The 16,829-nt window shown below is 60.5% G+C and carries 16 protein-coding genes and 1 other RNA gene; 11 read left to right on the forward strand and 6 right to left on the reverse strand.

Features of this window, described 5'->3' with window-relative positions; translation table 11 throughout:
- Positions 1-75 precede the first annotated feature (75 nt).
- The 5 genes from ligA to M2397_RS12480 all read left to right on the forward strand — a co-directional run bounded on the left by ligA (position 76) and on the right by M2397_RS12480 (position 5,853).
- Positions 76-2,442 carry an NAD-dependent DNA ligase LigA gene (ligA, locus tag M2397_RS12460; protein WP_131699669.1) on the forward strand — a complete coding sequence of 789 codons (2,367 nt, stop codon included), beginning with the start codon at positions 76-78 and terminating at the stop codon, positions 2,440-2,442.
- Positions 2,443-2,560: 118 nt separating this feature from the next.
- Positions 2,561-3,727, forward strand: a complete 1,167-nt coding sequence (locus M2397_RS12465; RefSeq protein ID WP_131699668.1) for a putative zinc-binding metallopeptidase — start codon at positions 2,561-2,563, stop codon at positions 3,725-3,727.
- 145 nt (positions 3,728-3,872) lie between these two features.
- Positions 3,873-3,969: signal recognition particle sRNA small type (gene ffs, locus M2397_RS12470), an RNA gene on the forward strand.
- 245 nt (positions 3,970-4,214) lie between these two features.
- On the forward strand, positions 4,215-5,261 hold the full coding sequence (locus tag M2397_RS12475) for an N-acetylmuramidase family protein (protein WP_259243389.1): 1,047 nt from the start codon (positions 4,215-4,217) through the stop codon (positions 5,259-5,261).
- Position 5,262: 1 nt separating this feature from the next.
- Positions 5,263-5,853 carry a hypothetical protein gene (locus M2397_RS12480; RefSeq protein WP_259243390.1) on the forward strand — a complete coding sequence of 197 codons (591 nt, stop codon included), beginning with the start codon at positions 5,263-5,265 and terminating at the stop codon, positions 5,851-5,853.
- Positions 5,854-5,917: 64 nt separating this feature from the next.
- Here M2397_RS12480 and M2397_RS12485 read toward each other — a convergent pair whose 3' ends face one another.
- Entirely contained in the window at positions 5,918-6,781 is an 864-nt protein-coding gene (locus M2397_RS12485) for a LysR family transcriptional regulator (RefSeq protein ID WP_131699665.1), read from the reverse strand.
- A 102-nt stretch (positions 6,782-6,883) separates the two neighbouring features.
- Here M2397_RS12485 and M2397_RS12490 point away from each other — a divergent pair, with 102 nt between their 5' ends.
- The gene (locus tag M2397_RS12490; protein ID WP_259243393.1) at positions 6,884-7,843 is read left to right on the forward strand and encodes a DMT family transporter; all 960 of its coding nucleotides are present in this window, start codon (positions 6,884-6,886) and stop codon (positions 7,841-7,843) included.
- Here M2397_RS12490 and M2397_RS12495 read toward each other — a convergent pair.
- Complete coding sequence (locus M2397_RS12495; RefSeq protein ID WP_131699663.1) at positions 7,757-8,128, reverse strand: VOC family protein; 372 nt, start codon at positions 8,126-8,128, stop codon at positions 7,757-7,759. The two genes, M2397_RS12490 and M2397_RS12495, sit on opposite strands and share 87 nt — an antisense overlap.
- Before the next feature lie 54 nt (positions 8,129-8,182).
- A complete protein-coding gene (locus M2397_RS12500) occupies positions 8,183-8,932 on the reverse strand; it encodes an ABC transporter substrate-binding protein (protein ID WP_131699662.1) in 750 nt (249 codons plus the stop codon).
- Positions 8,933-9,065: 133 nt separating this feature from the next.
- On the opposite strand from M2397_RS12500, the gene dnaX reads away from it, so the two are divergent.
- The 4 genes from dnaX to recR all read left to right on the forward strand — a co-directional run bounded on the left by dnaX (position 9,066) and on the right by recR (position 13,333).
- Positions 9,066-11,114 carry a DNA polymerase III subunit gamma/tau gene (gene dnaX, locus M2397_RS12505; RefSeq protein ID WP_131699661.1) on the forward strand — a complete coding sequence of 683 codons (2,049 nt, stop codon included), beginning with the start codon at positions 9,066-9,068 and terminating at the stop codon, positions 11,112-11,114.
- A gap of 43 nt (positions 11,115-11,157) precedes the next feature.
- Positions 11,158-11,496, forward strand: a complete 339-nt coding sequence (locus M2397_RS12510) for a YbaB/EbfC family nucleoid-associated protein (RefSeq protein ID WP_003193199.1) — start codon at positions 11,158-11,160, stop codon at positions 11,494-11,496.
- A gap of 133 nt (positions 11,497-11,629) precedes the next feature.
- Complete coding sequence (locus M2397_RS12515; protein ID WP_131699660.1) at positions 11,630-12,664, forward strand: NADP-dependent oxidoreductase; 1,035 nt, start codon at positions 11,630-11,632, stop codon at positions 12,662-12,664.
- A gap of 66 nt (positions 12,665-12,730) precedes the next feature.
- A complete protein-coding gene (gene recR / locus M2397_RS12520; protein WP_027603720.1) occupies positions 12,731-13,333 on the forward strand; it encodes a recombination mediator RecR in 603 nt (200 codons plus the stop codon).
- Between the two features lie 78 nt (positions 13,334-13,411).
- On the opposite strand, the gene M2397_RS12525 is transcribed toward recR, so the two are convergent.
- Together M2397_RS12525 and fnr are read right to left on the reverse strand one after the other, a co-directional pair.
- Positions 13,412-13,960: an adenine phosphoribosyltransferase gene (locus M2397_RS12525; protein ID WP_131699659.1), complete on the reverse strand. Its 549-nt coding sequence runs from the start codon at positions 13,958-13,960 to the stop codon at positions 13,412-13,414.
- 79 nt (positions 13,961-14,039) lie between these two features.
- On the reverse strand, positions 14,040-14,774 hold the full coding sequence (fnr, locus tag M2397_RS12530) for a fumarate/nitrate reduction transcriptional regulator Fnr (protein WP_259243399.1): 735 nt from the start codon (positions 14,772-14,774) through the stop codon (positions 14,040-14,042).
- Between the two features lie 152 nt (positions 14,775-14,926).
- On the opposite strand from fnr, the gene M2397_RS12535 reads away from it, so the two are divergent.
- The gene (locus M2397_RS12535; RefSeq protein ID WP_259243400.1) at positions 14,927-15,394 is read left to right on the forward strand and encodes a hypothetical protein; all 468 of its coding nucleotides are present in this window, start codon (positions 14,927-14,929) and stop codon (positions 15,392-15,394) included.
- Here M2397_RS12535 and hemN read toward each other — a convergent pair whose 3' ends face one another.
- Positions 15,395-16,777 (reverse strand): oxygen-independent coproporphyrinogen III oxidase, encoded by a 1,383-nt coding sequence (gene hemN / locus M2397_RS12540; protein ID WP_131699656.1) that lies wholly within the window; start codon positions 16,775-16,777, stop codon positions 15,395-15,397. It abuts the gene before it with no gap.
- Between the last annotated feature and the right edge of the window lie 52 nt (positions 16,778-16,829).

Here is a 16,829-nt window from a genome sequence, read left to right on the forward strand (position 1 = left end):
CCAGCGTTGTCATTAGAATAAGCGCACCAACATTTGAGCAGCTTCGGCTGCTCTTTTGCTTTATGAGAATATCCCATGTCTGACATTGAGAGTGATACCCAGCGAATTTTGCAGCTCCGTTCGGAGCTGCGAGAGCACAATCATCGGTATTACGTTTTGGATGAGCCGACTGTTCCTGACTCTGAATACGATCGCCTGTTCCGGGAGCTAAAGGCTCTTGAGGCCAAATGGCCAACATTGGTTACTTCTGACTCTCCTACTCAGCGAGTTGGTAGTACGGCTCTTGCGACATTCCGGCAGGTTCGTCATGAGGTTTCGATGCTGAGCCTCGGTAACGCTTTTGATGAAAGCAGCATGTTCGAATTTGATCGACGTGTGCGAGGTGGGCTGGACTTGGATAGTGATTTGCTATTTGAGGATATCGAATATAGTTGTGAACCAAAGCTCGACGGCCTTGCTGTCAGCCTGCTCTACAAGAACGGGGTTTTGGTTCAAGGTGCTACTCGTGGCGATGGCGCGACTGGGGAGGATGTCACTCTAAATGTACGCACGGTACGCAGCATCCCTCTTTCATTGCATGGAGCAGGCTGGCCTTCGGTGCTGGAGGTTCGCGGTGAAGTCTTTATGTCAAAAGCAGGGTTTGAGCGCTTAAACGCTTTTCAAGCTGAGGGTGGCGGAAAAACATTTGCCAACCCGCGTAATGCTGCTGCGGGTAGCCTCCGACAGCTCGATCCTAGGATTACTGCTACTCGTCCATTGGACTTCTGTAGTTATGGTATTGGTCAGGTTCAGGGAAGCTTGCCTGATACGCATGTTGACATATTGGAAAAGCTCCAAGAATGGGGGCTGCCAATAAGTCGAGACCTGAAGCGTGCGAAGGGGATCGACGAATGCCTCGCTTACTATCGTGATATTGGTGAACGTCGTAGCAGTCTCTCATACGAAATCGATGGTGTTGTGTTTAAAGTCAACAGCCTGCCTTCTCAGCGTGAGCTCGGTTTCCGAGCTCGTGAACCTAGATGGGCTATTGCTTACAAGTTTCCTGCGTTAGAGGAGTTGACTGAGCTGATCGATGTGGAGTTCCAAGTCGGACGTACGGGCGCGGTTACTCCCGTTGCTCGTTTGAAGCCTGTTCGAGTAGCTGGTGTTATTGTTTCAAATGCGACCCTGCACAATATGGACGAGGTTGAGCGTCTTGGTCTGATGATTGGCGACACGGTAATTGTTCGTCGCGCAGGCGACGTTATTCCGCAGATTATGCAAATTGTCAAAGATAGGCGCCCAAGCAACGCCCGTGCGGTGCAGATCCCCGAAAGCTGCCCCGTGTGTGGCTCCCATGTGGAGCGCACCCAGCTGGTCAAGCGTAGCAAGGGCAAGGAAACCGTCAGTGAAGGTGCGGTGTACCGCTGCGTCGGGCGCCTGGCCTGTGGTGCGCAGCTCAAGCAGGCAATTATCCATTTCGTCTCGCGCCGGGCCATGGACATCGACGGGCTCGGTGACAAAACCATCGAGCAACTGGTGGATGAAAAACTCATCGGTTCGCCGGCCGACCTCTACAAACTCAAATACGAGCAGATCATCGACCTGGAAGGCTTTGCCGATATCTCCAGCAAGAAGCTGATCACCGCCATCGAAAACAGCAAGACCCCGACCCTGGCGCGTTTTATCTACGCCCTGGGCATTCCCGACGTGGGCGAAGAGACGGCCAAGGTGCTGGCGCGCTCCCTGGCGTCCCTTGAGCGCGTGCAGAAAGCCTTGCCGGAAGTGCTGACGTACCTGCCGGATGTGGGCCTGGAAGTGGCCCATGAGATCCACAGCTTCTTCGAAGACAGCCACAACCAGGACGTGATCGGCGCGCTGTTGTCGCCTGATGAATGCGGCCTGCAATTGCAGGATCAGGGGGAGCTGAGCGCCGAGTTCGCCGCCAGTACCACTTTGGGCGGCTTCCTGGACAAGCTGCATGTACCCTCGGTGGGCCCCGGCGCTGCGCAGAAACTTGCGGATAAGTTCGGCAGCCTGGAAGGCGTGATCAAGGCGGACTGGCTCGACATGCGCCAGGCGCTGCCGGAGAAGCAGGCCAAGGCCGTGCGGGAGTTTTTCGATAACCCGGACAACGCTCGCCACGCCCTGGCTATCGAGCAGCAACTGCGGGACTTCGGCATGCACTGGCAGAGCGAGAAGAAGGTGGTCGAAGGCCTGCCCGAAGCTGGGCATACCTGGGTGCTCACCGGCTCCCTGGAGCTGATGAGTCGCGACGTGGCCAAGGACAAGCTTGAAAGCCTTGGCGCCAAGGTGGCCGGTTCCGTGTCGGCGAAGACCCATTGCGTGGTGGCCGGGCCGGGTGCCGGCTCCAAGTTGGCCAAGGCCAGCGAACTGGGGTTGAAGGTGCTGGACGAAGAGGCCTTTGTCGCGTTCCTTGCCAAACACAATATTTCGGTCTGACGCGGCGCCTGTGGTGAGCGGGCTTGCCCCGCGCCGGGCTGGGACGCAGCCCCTGAAGAAAGTGGAACGATCCTGAGTCCTAAATGATCTAGTCTCAGTCACCCAGGGAGAGATCGCCATGTTCCGCTACTTCGAGCAACTCAGTTCGCGCATCGCTGCACCGTTCATGGCCGAAACCTCGCGCAACAGCAAGGTGTGGCAGTGTCGGTGCGGGCAAGCGCTGTTCTTTCGCAACAGCCAATGCCTGGCCTGCCAGGCGCTGCTGGGCTATCAGCCGCAGCAAAGCCGCTTGTCCTCCCTGCAGCCCGGGCCCGTGGAAGGCACCTGGCTGCAAGACGACAACCTCGACGCCGGCGCTTTTCGCCGTTGTGCCAACCTCGACACCGCGGCGGCCTGCAACTGGCTGATTCCCGCCCACAGCACTGCGCCGCTGTGTGTGGCGTGCAGCCTCAACCGCACCATCCCCGACCTGTCGATCCCGGAGAACCCCGAGCGCTGGAGCAAGGTAGAGACCGCCAAGCGCCGGCTGGTGGCGCAGTTGATCAGCCTGGGCCTGCAAGTAGTGCCCAAGAGCGTCGACGAGGATAGCGGCCTGGCGTTCGACTTCGTCGGCATCGACCTGGAAGGCAACGCGCCCATGACCGGGCATGCCAACGGCCTGGTCACCCTTGACATCAAGGAAGCTGACGACGCCCACCGCGAAAAAATCCGGGTGCAGATGCGCGAACCCTACCGCACCTTGCTGGGCCATTTCCGCCATGAGGTCGGCCACTATTACTGGGACCGCCTGATCGCCAACAGCCACTGGCTGGAGCCTTTTCGCCAGTTGTTCGGCGACGAGCGCGCCAGTTACGCCGACGCCCTCGACCAGCACTACCAGAACGGCCCACGCCCCGACTGGCAGCAAACCAGCGTCAGTGCCTACGCCACCATGCACCCCTGGGAAGACTGGGCGGAGACCTGGGCTCACTACCTGCACATGATGGACGCCGTCGACACCGCCCTGGGCTTTGGTATGAGCGCCCGTGAGATGGACCTGGATTACCAGCCATTCCCCCTCACCACGCTCTACGACCCCGAACATCCCGGCGGTGTTGCATTCCTGTCCTTCGTCAACGCCTGGATCGAACTGGCCGGCATGCTCAATGAACTCTCCCGCGCCATGGGCCAGCCGGATTTCTACCCGTTTGTGCTGCCACCGGCGGTGATCGCCAAGCTGCACTTCATTCACCTGGTGATCCAGGAAGAGGGCGGTCGGGCGGATGAGGTGTTGCAGGCACAATGATCAGCCAATGTGGAAGGGGAAGCCGATGGCATGGCAAGTGCTTGAACCCCTTCATATTTTTAATCCGTCACCAACGGTTGTAACTTCCGATGAGATCGGTACAATGGCCCCGCTTGCCGAGAGGCCAGCGTCGTTATGGTGACCCCATCGGTCCCCCCGCAACGATTACCCGTGAACCTGGTCAGAGCCGGAAGGCAGCAGCCACAGCGGGAACATTGTGTGCCGGGGTGTGGCTGGTGGGGTTGCCTCCATAACGCTCTTCCCAGCAGTCCCCACCTTCGATTCAAATCCAAATTACTTATTTTCAGTCAACTGCCGATGTTTTATTGCGCGGTCGATGACGGCTGTTTCACAACTTTCCAACACCCCTCTGGACAACCCCAAACCGCCTTGTTAGTTTCCGCCGGCCACTTGTTTCAGAATATGACAGTGGTGCTGATTTGATATTGAAGTGCTATCACTTCTTTAACTAACAAGGATGTCTGTATTGAAAAGCCTGCAAGGGTTACCTCGTCTTATCAGTGCTTCGGTAGGTGCGCCGGGTAAAGCCCGCAACTTGCCCGCCGATGTGCAGTGCATCCAGTATTTATTCAATCTGATCATTCCCAAGATGGGTTTCCCGTTGGCCGAAAACGGCAAGTGCGATGGCCAGTTGGTGCAGTGCATCAGCCAATACCAGTTTCGCCACCTCAAGTATGCCCATCCCGATGGCGTGGTCGACCCCACCGGTCGCACGTTCAACAGCCTGATCGAGGAAGCGGTGAAGGTGCCGGTGAAGGCCTTCCCGGCGATGCGCATACCGAGTTTTCTCAATGCATTTGGCAACAACCAGGGCGATGCGGTGCAGGCCACGGTCAATGTGTACCTGGACCGCATGCGCGCGATGATCGAGGCCGAGCGGCGTAACCGGCAATTGATGCTCCAGGCCACGTGCGACGGGGGCATGACCCTCAGCGAAACGGACTTCCAGAACGCCGCCACGCAGTTGGGGAGCGGTATTTCGGTGAATATCATCAAGGCCTTCGCCACTGTGGAATCAGGTGGGCGTTCGGGGTTCGGCCCGGCCAAGTTGCCGGTGATCGCGTTTGAAGGGCACTTGTTTCGCAAGTACACCAAGCACATCTACGACCAGGCGCACCCGCTGTTGTCCTACCCCTACAAGAAAAAAGCCGGGCCGCAGTGGCAGGCCAATAACAAGGATCAGGCCAAGGCTTGGGAAACCATGGCCACCGCATTTGCCCTGGACCAGGAAGCGGCACTCATGTCGGCGTCGTGGGGTATGTTCCAGATCATGGGCTTCAACTTTGCATCGTGCGGCTACAAGACGGTGTTTGAGTTTTCGGCAGCATTAAAAGTGAATGCCGGCAACCAACTAAAAGCGTTCCTCGGTTTTTGCAGCAAGAGCCCGGCCTTGATGAAAGCCATGAAAGCCAAGGATTTTACCGGCATGGCGCGTAACTATAATGGCGAGGACTACGGCAACTACGACGTCCTGATGCAAAAAGCCTACGAAAAACTTGAAGGGAAAAAATAGGATGATCCGTTTTCTAGCGATAGGTGTGTTGTCGTTGTGCGCCGTGGGCCCTGCCTTGGCCGGTTCGGCTGCGTTGCATTCGGGCAAGTACGAAGGGCTGATGCTGGCAGTGACGCCCGAACATCGGGTTGAAGGGTTCTATTCTGAAGCCATGGGCGAGGGCGTCACCCGCCGTTGCGCGTTTTACCTGCAAGGCAAACCTGAGGCGCTCACCACTTGGCTCGATGAGGCTCATCCCGGCAGCCTGGCGCCTTCGTCCGATGGCGTGACCCTGACGGTGGAAGAGGGCCGCCAGCACCCTGGGTGCATGAACGTGCTGATGCCGGCGATTGCCACCGGCCTGGACCTGACCCAGACCGCCAGCAAAAAATGGATCGGCCTGGTGACGGTATCCGCCGACAAGGCTTACCTGCTGAAGACCCCAGGCGCCAAGCCCGCCAAGCGTCCGTATATCGTCAAGCGCGATGTGGTCGGTGTGCTGGCCTTCAAGGACGGTTGGGCCCAGGTCGAGTTCATCAATGCCGACGACCGCTCGTTCAGCGGCTGGATCCGTCAGGATCAGTACGCAAGGTTGGCTGCTCCGGAAGGCTGATTGCGCAGATGCTTGAAAACGAAAGGTGGGAGGGGACAAGTCCGTTCCACCTTTTTGATTTGTGTCAGCCAAAAGTCTCCCGCAACAGCTCGGCAAATGCATCCCTGGCCAGATGTCGCTGGGTGTCCTTGTGCCAGAACAGCAGGTTATCCACGGCCGCCAGTTCTTCAAATCGATAAGACGCCAGCTGGTTGGCCTGCTCGTAGCGGGCGAGGATGCCTTCCGGCGCCAGCGCCACGCCAATCCCAGCGCTGACGCAGCCGATGATCGTGCCCCAACTGGCATAGCTGGCGATGGTCGGCTTGAAGTCATGGGGCTTGACCCAGTTTTCCAGTGCCGCGCGATATGGGCAGCCGGGTGGCCAGACCAGCAAGGTGCGCCCGGCGAGGTCCTCGGCGCCACTGATGGGGTCACTGGACGCGCTGGCGATCAGCACCAGGCGCTCGCTGTAGACCACGCTGTGTTCGAGCCTGGTGCGCTTGTTGCCGGCGGCCACCAGCGCCACGTCCAGGCGATGGTGTTGCAGGTCGTCGAGCAGTTGGCCCCAGGCGCCGGTCACCAGTTCCAGGCTGACATCGGGGTAGCGCCGGTGATACTCCGCCAGCAGCGGCGGCAAGCGTCCGCTGGCGCTGGACTCCACCGCGCCGATACGCAAGGTGCCACGGGGAATGGCATTGGCGTCCACGGCGCGTTTGGACTCATCCACCAGCGCCAGGATGCGTTCGCAGTAATCCAGGAAAATCTCACCGGCAGCACTGATGGCCAGCCCACGCCCGGCGCGGATGAATAGCGGTGTGCCCAGTTCTCCCTCCAGCTGCTTGATGCGCGTGGTGATGTTGGACGGTACGCAGTGCAATTGCGCCGCGGCCTGGGCCACGCTGCCGGTTTGCGCCACGGCTCGCACCATTTTCAGTTGGGCCAGTTCCATTGCTCAGTTCCAGTGATTGCAGAAGTCAGAAACGGTTAATTGTCCTGCGCCTTACCCGGGCCAAGACTGACGGCACACCTTCTCAGTTTCTGGACGCCGTCGATGAATACCCCTTCACCCGTAAAGCTTACGCTAGTCATCGCCAGCGTCATCCTGTGTTGGGCCTATTCGCCGATTGGCGTGCACATGGGGTTGCACAGCTACAGTCCCGGCCAGTTGGCATTGCTACGGTTTTTGATCGCCTCGGTGTTCATGGGCGTCGTGGCGCTGGTGATGGGCATTGGCCGGCCGCGCTTGCGCGATGTGCCCTGGTTACTGGTACTGGGGTTTTTCGGCGTGTTCCTGCATCACACCGCGATCAACTACGGACAGCAATGGGTGACTGCGGCGGCGTCCAGTGTTCTGGCGCAGTCAGCGCCGTTGTTCAGTGTGCTGATCGCGTTTTTCTGCTTGAAGGAACGGGTCAGCGCCTGGCGCTGGGGCTGCGTGTTGCTGGGCCTGCTCGGCGTGCTGGTGGTGATCTGGGGCGATCAGGGCGTGGGTGACATCGACCCGCGTGGCGCGTTGATTCTGCTGGCGGCGGTGTCGTGGAGCGTGTATTTCGCCCTGCAGAAACACTATGCCCACCGTTACAGCCCACTGACCATGGCGTGCTACATGGTGTGGGCGGGCACGCTGATGTTGTGTGTGAACCTGCCGGGCTTGCCTGCGGCGGTGCTGCAGGCGCCGTTGCCGGAGAACCTGGCGGTGCTGGTGCTCGGCATCTTCCCCAGCGCCCTGGCGTACCTGGCCTGGGGTTATGTGTTGAAGCATGTTGAAGTCAGTCGCGCGTCGGTGGCGATGTACCTGATCCCGCCGGTGGCGATGGTGATGGCCGCGACGTTGCTGGGCGAACACATTGCCTTGCAGGTGATGCTGGGCGCTGTGATCGTGCTGGCCAGCGTGGCGGCCATCAGCCTGGAGGGGCGCTGGCGGTCAGTCGTTCAGGCAAAACGCGCGCAGGCGGTGGCCATCGAGGTCCTGGGCGACGAAGGTGTAGCCGAAATCCAGGCTCGTCGGTGACTGGATAATGACGGCGCCCCGTTCTGCCCATTGGTCGTGCAGCGCGTCCACGGCGGCCGTGTCGGGCAGCGAGAAGCCCACTTCACCGCCCCCGCCTGTGAGCTGGGCTGCCGGCTCGACGGTATGTCGCGACCACAGCCCGAGCTTTACGCCGTTGTCGAGAATGAACAGGGCAAAAGTCGGGTTCAATTCGACCGGTGGCTTGCCCAGCAGGCGGCTATAGAAGTTGGCACTGGTGGCCGGGCTGTCGACGTACAGCAGGAAGTAATGGGCGACGGTGTTCATGTGGGCTCCTTGAGAACGGGTGGGTGAGGGCGCCGAGTCTATAAGGCGTCATTGTCAGTTCTTGTCAGGAGTCTCACCGGTGTACAGCTTGATGATTTCATCGACTTCGCCGGACATCTTCATGCGCAGCAAGGTGCGCAGGATCTGCTGCACCGGCACGTTCGGATCATTGCGCACGGCGCAGCCCACGCGTTGTTCATCGATCACGGCGACCTTATGCAGTTTTGTGCCGGTTGGCATACGCTGGTTGAAACGATCCAGGATCCATTCGTTGCTCACCGCAAACTTGAAGCGTCCGGCCACCAGCTTGTACAGCACCTGCTCTTCGCTGCGTGCGTCGTCGCGGGAGAGTTGGCCGCTGGCAAACAGCGGGTCGAGGATGGCGTAGCGATAATTGAGCACGGTGCCGATCGATTGAGGTGCCAGTCTGGTCACTTGCACCGGCTGCGTGGGAATGTGGCTACTCACCAGCACGTTTCGCTGCACCATCAACGGGATGCTCCAGGTGTAGTCGCCGGACAGGTTGTTGAGCCAGGCCTGGGTGACATAACAGCGCACATCAATATCGCCATGCTCCATGGCCGTCGAGATACGTGCCCGGGCCAGTACATGGAACTGTGCCGGACGGCCGACCTGGGTGGCCAGGCTCAACATCAAGTCATACAGAATGCCCTGGGTGGGCCGCCCCTCGTCCAGTTGCACCATGGGCATCGCCCAACTGTCGGAAACCGAGAAACGCAGCGGTGCAGGCGCCGCCAGGCAAGCCGTGGTCATCATCCATAAAGCGCCCAGGACTACACGCATACACTCTCCGGGTTAAGGCCTTTTTGGGGCCAATCAGCAGAGCTTAGTCAGATTAGGCGAGCGTGCCGGATGCAATTTCCCCCTTGCTCCGCTAGCATTACCGGCTTCCGCTTCCCAGTTGCGACGGTTTTCGATGAGTTATCAGGTTCTTGCACGTAAATGGCGTCCGCGCTCGTTCCGCGAAATGGTCGGCCAGACCCATGTGCTCAAGGCTCTGATCAATGCCTTGGACAGCCAGCGGCTGCACCACGCCTACCTGTTCACCGGTACTCGGGGGGTGGGCAAGACCACCATTGCGCGCATCATCGCCAAATGCCTGAACTGTGAAACCGGTATCACTTCGACGCCCTGCGGCACCTGCTCGGTGTGCCGCGAGATCGATGAAGGGCGTTTCGTCGACCTGATCGAGATCGACGCCGCGAGCCGCACCAAGGTCGAAGACACCCGCGAGCTGCTCGACAACGTGCAGTACGCGCCCAGCCGTGGCCGCTTCAAGGTCTACCTGATCGACGAAGTGCACATGCTCTCCAGCCATTCCTTCAACGCCTTGTTGAAAACCCTGGAAGAGCCGCCGCCCTACGTTAAATTCATCCTGGCCACCACCGATCCGCAGAAACTTCCTGCAACGATCCTGTCGCGGTGCCTGCAGTTCTCCCTGAAAAACATGACCCCTGAGCGCGTGGTGGAGCATTTGACCCACGTGCTGGGCGTCGAGAACGTACCGTTCGAAGATGACGCACTGTGGCTGCTGGGCCGCGCCGCCGATGGTTCGATGCGCGATGCCATGAGCCTCACCGACCAGGCCATTGCCTTTGGTGAAGGCAAGGTCATGGCCGCCGACGTGCGCGCCATGCTCGGTACCCTCGACCACGGGCAGGTGTTCGACGTGCTGCACGCGCTGATCGAGGGCGATGCCAAGGCGTTGCTCGAGGCCGTGCGCCACCTGTCGGAGCAAGGCCCCGACTGGAACGGCGTGCTTTCGGAAATCCTCAACGTGCTGCACCGCGTCGCTATCGCCCAGGCGTTGCCGGAAGGTGTCGACAACGGCCATGGCGACCGCGACCGCGTGTTGGCCCTGGCCCAGGCGTTGCCGGCCGAAGACGTGCAGTTCTACTACCAGATGGGCCTGATCGGTCGTCGCGACTTGCCTTTGGCACCGGACCCGCGCGGAGGCTTCGAGATGGTCCTGCTGCGGATGCTGGCGTTCCGACCGGCGGATTCGGCCGATGCGCCGAGACAGCCGCTAAAGCCAGTGGGGATCAGCCAGGCCACAGTTGATTCCGCCAAACCAGTGGCTGGCGCGGCGGTGGTCGCGCCAGTGGTTGCTGCCCCCGTTGCACCGGCGCCTGAGCCGGCACCGGTGGTGGCGGCAGCAGTGGTCGAGCCGGAACCGGTTGTCGAGCCCGAGCCTGTGGTCGACCTGCCCTGGAATGACCCGGTAGACGCTGAGGTCGAGGTCGAACAGCAGCCCTATGTCGAGCCGGTACTGGAAACCGCCGGCGAGCAGCCCGAGTTGACGCCGATGCCTGCACCGACGCCGGACAGCGTGGTGCCGGCCGCCCCGGAGTGGGTTTCAGCGCCGGTTCCCGAGCCGACCGTCGCCCAGGTCGAAGCCGCAATCCCGGGCATCGACCTCGACGACGAACCGCCGCTGGACGAAGATTACATCGAGCCGGACATGGATTCTGCCTACAGCTACCTGGACGATCTGGCCAGCGAGCACACTGCCGAGCCAGCCCCGGAACCCGAGGCAGAGCCCGCTGCGGCGCCGGCCACCGGCCTGGCCCTGCAATGGCTGGAGCTGTTCCCGAAACTGCCGATTTCCGGCATGACCGGCAGCATCGCCGCCAACTGCACCCTGATCGCCATTGACGGCGACCACTGGCTGTTGCACCTGGACCCGGCCCACAGCGCCCTGTTCAACGCGACCCAGCAGCGGCGCCTCAACGATGCCCTGAACCAGTACCATGGGCGCACGCTGACCATCACCATCGAGTTGATCAAGCCCGAGCAGGAAACCCCGGCCCAGGCCGCGACCCGCCGGCGTATCAACCGCCAGCGGGAGGCTGAGGACTCGATCCACGGCGATCCGCTCATCCAGCAAATGATGCAGCAGTTCGGTGCGGTCGTTCGCCAAGATACAATTGAACCTGTCGAAGCCCCGGTGCCCCAGGCGTCCTGACACCGGGCTATTAATTGATCCACGTACTTTTGAGGTGATTCCCATGATGAAAGGTGGCATGGCCGGCCTGATGAAGCAGGCACAGCAGATGCAGGAAAAGATGGCCAAGATGCAGGAAGAACTGGCCAACGCCGAAGTCACCGGTAAAGCCGGTGGCGATATGGTCAGTGTGGTGATGACCGGTCGTCACGACATCAAGCGCGTGAGCATTGACCCAAGCGTATTGCCAGGCGTGGGCGAAGATGACCTGGAAATGCTCGAGGCGCTGTTCGCTGCAGCCGTCAACGACGCCGTGCGCAAGATTGAAGCCAACAGCCAGGACAAAATGTCCGGCGTGACCGCCGGCATGCAACTGCCGCCGGGCATGAAGCTGCCGTTCTAATCGGCGGTCTTTAGCTAGACTCCAATGCCAGGCCTTGTGCCTGGCATTTTTGTTTGTGCCAATCCAATCGAACCCTGGCGCGGCACCCATGGTCTGCACCCTATACCGATAGATTCGATAAAGGAGCCCCTTCATGCCTCACGAACCGACTTTGAACCAGCGCATTGTCCTGGTCTCACGCCCCCAAGGCGCCCCCACCCCGGAAAACTTCCGCCTGGAGCGCGTGACCTTGCCGGAGTTGGCAGACGGCCAGGTCCTGCTGAAAACGCTCTATCTCTCCCTCGACCCTTATATGCGCGGTCGCATGAGCGACGCACCGTCCTACGCCGCGCCCGTGGAAATCGACGAGGTGATGACCGGCGGGGCTGTCAGCCGTGTCGAGCAATCACGTAATCCGAAATTCGAGGTGGGTGACCTGGTCGTCGGCGCCACCGGTTGGCAAAGCCACAGCATTTCCGACGGCCGCAACCTGATTCCGGTGCCCAATGGCCTGGCCAGCCCGTCCATGGCCTTGGGGGTACTGGGCATGCCTGGCATGACCGCCTACATGGGCCTGATGGACATCGGCCAGCCAAAAGCCGGTGAAACCCTGGTGGTGGCCGCAGCGTCCGGCGCCGTGGGTTCGGTGGTCGGCCAGGTGGCCAAGCTCAAGGGCCTGCGTGTGGTCGGGATTGCGGGCGGTGCCGACAAGTGCCGCTACGTGGTGGAGGAGTTGGGCTTTGATGCCTGCATAGACCATAAGAGCGCAACGTTTGCCGAAGACTTGGCCCAGGCCTGCTTCAAGGGCGTGGACATTTACTTCGAAAACGTCGGTGGCAAGGTGTTCGACGCCGTGCTGCCGCTGCTCAATCCCAAGGCGCGCATCCCCCTGTGCGGGCTGATCGCCGGCTATAACGCCCATGAAGCCCCCAGCGGGCCTGACCGCTTGCCGGCGCTGCAACGCACGTTGTTGACCAAGCGTGTACGGATCCAGGGCTTTATCGTGTTTGACGACTACGGTGATCGTCAGCCGGAGTTCCTCAGCGCCATGGCACCGTGGGTACGCGACGGCAAGATCAAGTTCCGTGAAGACGTGGTCGAGGGCCTGGAGCAGGCGCCCGAAGCCTTTATCGGTTTGCTGGAAGGGCGCAACTTCGGCAAGTTGGTGGTGCGGGTCGCGCAGGATTGAGCATTTGACGCTAATCCGGGGCGCGGGTATAAACCGCGTCTCGTTGTTTTGTCGGACCATTCGCCCATGAGCTTCAGCCCCTTGATTCGCCAACTGATCGACGCCCTGCGCACATTGCCGGGTGTCGGCCAGAAAACCGCCCAACGCATGGCGCTGCAACTGCTGGAGCGTGATCGCAGCGGCGGTACCCGGTTGGCCCAGGCCCTGAGCCAGGCCATGACCGGGGTGGGCCACTGCCGCCAGTGTCGTACCCTCACCGAAGAAGAACTCTGCCCGCAATGCGCCGACCCGCGCCGCGACGACACGCTGCTGTGCGTGGTGGAAGGGCCGATGGATGTGTACGCGGTGGAGCAGACCGGTTATCGCGGGCGCTACTTTGTGCTCAAGGGCCACCTCTCGCCGCTCGATGGCCTGGGGCCGGAGGCCATCGGCATTCCGCAGTTGGTGGCTCGTATTGAAGAACAGGGCACCTTTACCGAGGTGATCCTGGCCACCAACCCGACCGTGGAAGGTGAAGCCACCGCGCATTACATCGCTCAACTGCTGAGCAACAAAGGCCTGGTCACTTCGCGCATCGCCCATGGCGTGCCGCTGGGTGGCGAGTTGGAGTTGGTGGACGGCGGCACGTTGGCGCATTCGTTTGCCGGTCGTAAACCGATCGCGCTCTAACGATCACCGCAGGATCAAATGTGGGAGGGGCGGTGCGGCGATTTCACTTGCCCCTGATAGCGTCAGTCCAGGCAACCGTTATCGCTCGGTGAGGGCAAAGCGGGTCAGGCAAAACGTCGGAATCCCCATATCTTCCAGGCGCTGCGAGCCACCCAGCTCCGGCAGGTCAATGATCGCCGCCGCTTCAAAAACCTTCGCCCCCATGCGCCGCACCAGGTTCGCCGCCGCGATCAGGGTACCGCCCGTGGCGATCAGGTCATCGAACATCAGCACTGAATCACCCTCGCACAGGCTGTCGGCATGCACTTCGAGGAAGGCCTCACCGTATTCGGTCTGGTAACCCTCGGCCAGCACGTCAGCCGGTAGCTTGCCCTGCTTACGGAACAGGATCAGCGGCTTGTTCAGTTGGTAGGCGATGATCGAGCCGATCAGGAAGCCTCGTGCATCCATTGCGCCGATATGGCTGAAATCAGCCTCGACGTAACGATGGGCAAAGGTGTCAGCCACCAGGCGCAGGGCCTTGGGCGATTGGAACAGCGGTGTGATGTCACGAAAGATCACCCCAGGCTTGGGGAAGTCGATGACGGGGCGGATCAGGGATTTGATGTCGAACGAATCGAAGGTCATCGTCGAAGAGTCCAGGGCGGAAAACGGACTCGAAGTATACCTGCGGCCTCGCCGATTGGCGCGGCCGCAAGTGTCTGCGTCAGCCTTCCAGCGAACCGCCTGCCAGCGCACACAGTTGGATCGGATCGAGGATGTGCACTTCCTTGCCTTCGGCGGCGAGCAGTTCGCTCTGCTGGAAACGGGTAAACACACGGGACACGGTTTCCACCGCCAGGCCCAGGTAATTGCCGATTTCGTTGCGCGACATGCTCAGACGGAACTGGTTGGCCGAGAAACCACGGGCGCGGAAACGCGCCGACAGGTTGACCAGGAAGGTGGCGATGCGCTCGTCGGCGGTTTTCTTCGACAGCAGCAACATCATCTGCTGGTCGTCACGGATCTCGCGGCTCATCACGCGCATCAACTGACGGCGCAGTTGTGGCAGTTGCAGGGCCAGTTCGTCCAGGCGCTCGAAGGGGATTTCGCACACCGACGTGGTTTCCAGGGCCTGGGCCGACACCGGGTGAATCTCGGTGTCCATGCCCGACAACCCGACCAGCTCGCTGGGCAGGTGGAAACCGGTGATTTGCTCTTCGCCGCCGTCGCTCAGGCTGAAGGTCTTCAGCGCGCCCGAACGTACTGCATAGACGGAATCGAACTTGTCGCCCTGGCGAAACAGAAACTCGCCTTTCTTGAGCGGGCGACCGCGTTTAACGATTTCGTCCAGCGCATCCATGTCTTCCAGATTCAACGAAAGTGGCAAGCAGAGGGGAGCCAGGCTGCAATCCTTGCAGTGAGCCTGGCTGTTAGCGCGCAGTTTGACTGGCTCGGACATTTCTTAAATCCTTGTGGGAAAACACACATAAGACGTAAGGGTACCGCACTGGGGGGCAGTGAAGCCAGTCTGTACAAAAAACAGGCAACGGTATAAAGCTTTTTGTACCGATGCCGATACAAGCTGCACATCTACCATTCGGAGCTTGGATCATGTCTGTTGTCGCGGCTTACAACCCTGCCATCCGTGTACCCAGTGTGCAGGACTTGAAGCCCGCTGCCGAGACCGAGGAAAAACTGCCCGTGACCGCGCCGGTGCCTGAGGCCAAGGTGAATGAAGGGGTTACGGTGACTATTTCCGCCGCAGCGTTCAAGGCGGCCGCGGCGCCCAAAAGCGCGAATGCCGATATCGACGACAGCGGCCTGGACGATAACGTCAAGGACGTGCTGAAAATGATCCGTAAGCTGAAACAGCAGATCGCCGAGAAAATGGCTGAGCTTCAGGCGATCGCGGCTGACAAAAGCTTGACCCCGGAACAGGCCCGGGCCAAGACCGCCAATGTGCAAGGCGCGATCAGTTCGTTGCAGGCAGGTTTGATGACGGCCCAGATATCTCTGGCCAAAGCGATGAAGACCATGAGCGCCGATGACGCGCTCAAAGCCGCTTCGTTGTCGATGTAACTAGATCACCCGTGAAAATCGTTGCCGGTTCTGGTGCTCCAGATAGGCATCGAACACCATGCACACCGAACGCACCAGCAGCCGCCCAGCTGGCAGAACCTTGATGCTCTGCGTATCCAGTTCGATCAGGCCGTCTTGCGCCATGGTCTCAAGTTGCGGCCAGACTTCGTCGAAGTACCCACGAAAATCAATATTGAACGCCTGTTCGATCTGCTCGAATGCCAGGCTGAACGTGCAGATCAACTGCTGGATCACTTCCCGGCGCAAGCGGTCGTCGGTGGTGCAGATCAAGCCGCGGCTGGTGGCCAGTTGGGCGCTGGCCAGGGCGTTCTGGTAGCCGTTCAGGTCACTGCTGTTCTGGCAATACAGGTCGCCGATCTGGCTGATGGCTGACACGCCGAGCCCGATCAGGTCGCAATGGCCGTGGGTGGTGTAGCCCTGGAAGTTACGTTGCAGCGTGCCTTCTTCCTGGGCAATGGCGAGCTCGTCGTCCGGCAGGGCGAAGTGATCCATGCCGATGTAGCGGTAGCCGGCCTGGGTCAGTTGCTCGATGGTGGTTTGCAGCATCAGCAGTTTGGATTCCGGCGACGGCAACTCCTCGCTGTTGATCCGTCGTTGGGGCATGAAGCGTTCCGGCAAATGCGCGTAGTTGAACACCGACAGGCGGTCCGGTTGCAGCTTGATCACTTCCTCCACGGTGCGCGCGAAGTTGATCGGCGTCTGCTTGGGCAGGCCGTAGATCAGGTCGATATTGATCGAGCGAAACTGCAGGGTGCGCGCGGCGTCGATCACCGCGCGGGTTTCTTCCAGGCTTTGCAGGCGGTTGACCGCCCGCTGCACGTCCGGGTCGAGGTCTTGCAGGCCGATGCTCACACGGTTGAAGCCCAGTTCACGCAGCAGGCCCATGGTCGCCCAGTCGGCTTCGCGGGGGTCGATCTCGATGCTGTAGTCGCCGGAGTCACCGTCGAGCAGATTGAAGTGCTGGCGCAGGCTGCCCATGACCTGGCGCAGTTCGTCGTGGCTGAGAAAGGTCGGGGTGCCGCCGCCGAAGTGCAATTGCTCGACTGATTGTTTCGGGTCGAGGTGGCAGGCCACCAACTGAATCTCCTGCTCCAGGCGTTGCAGGTAGGCTTGGGCGCGGCCACGGTCTTTGGTGATCACCTTGTTGCACGCGCAGTAGTAGCAAATATTTGCGCAGAACGGCACATGCACATACAGCGACAACGGTCGCGTGGCCTTGCGGCTTTCGCGCAGGGCGTGGAGCAGGTCGAAGGTGCCGACCTGGCTGTCGAATTGTACGGCGGTGGGGTAGGACGTGTAGCGCGGTCCCGCCAGGTCGTAGCGTTGAATCAGATGTGGGTCCCAACGAATGGCGTCGAGCATGCGGGCATTCCCCGGATAGGCTAGTGGGCCGAGTCTAGGGGCGTGGCCGATA

The organism is Pseudomonas sp. BIGb0381 (assembly GCF_024809815.1).
GTDB lineage: Bacteria > Pseudomonadota > Gammaproteobacteria > Pseudomonadales > Pseudomonadaceae > Aquipseudomonas.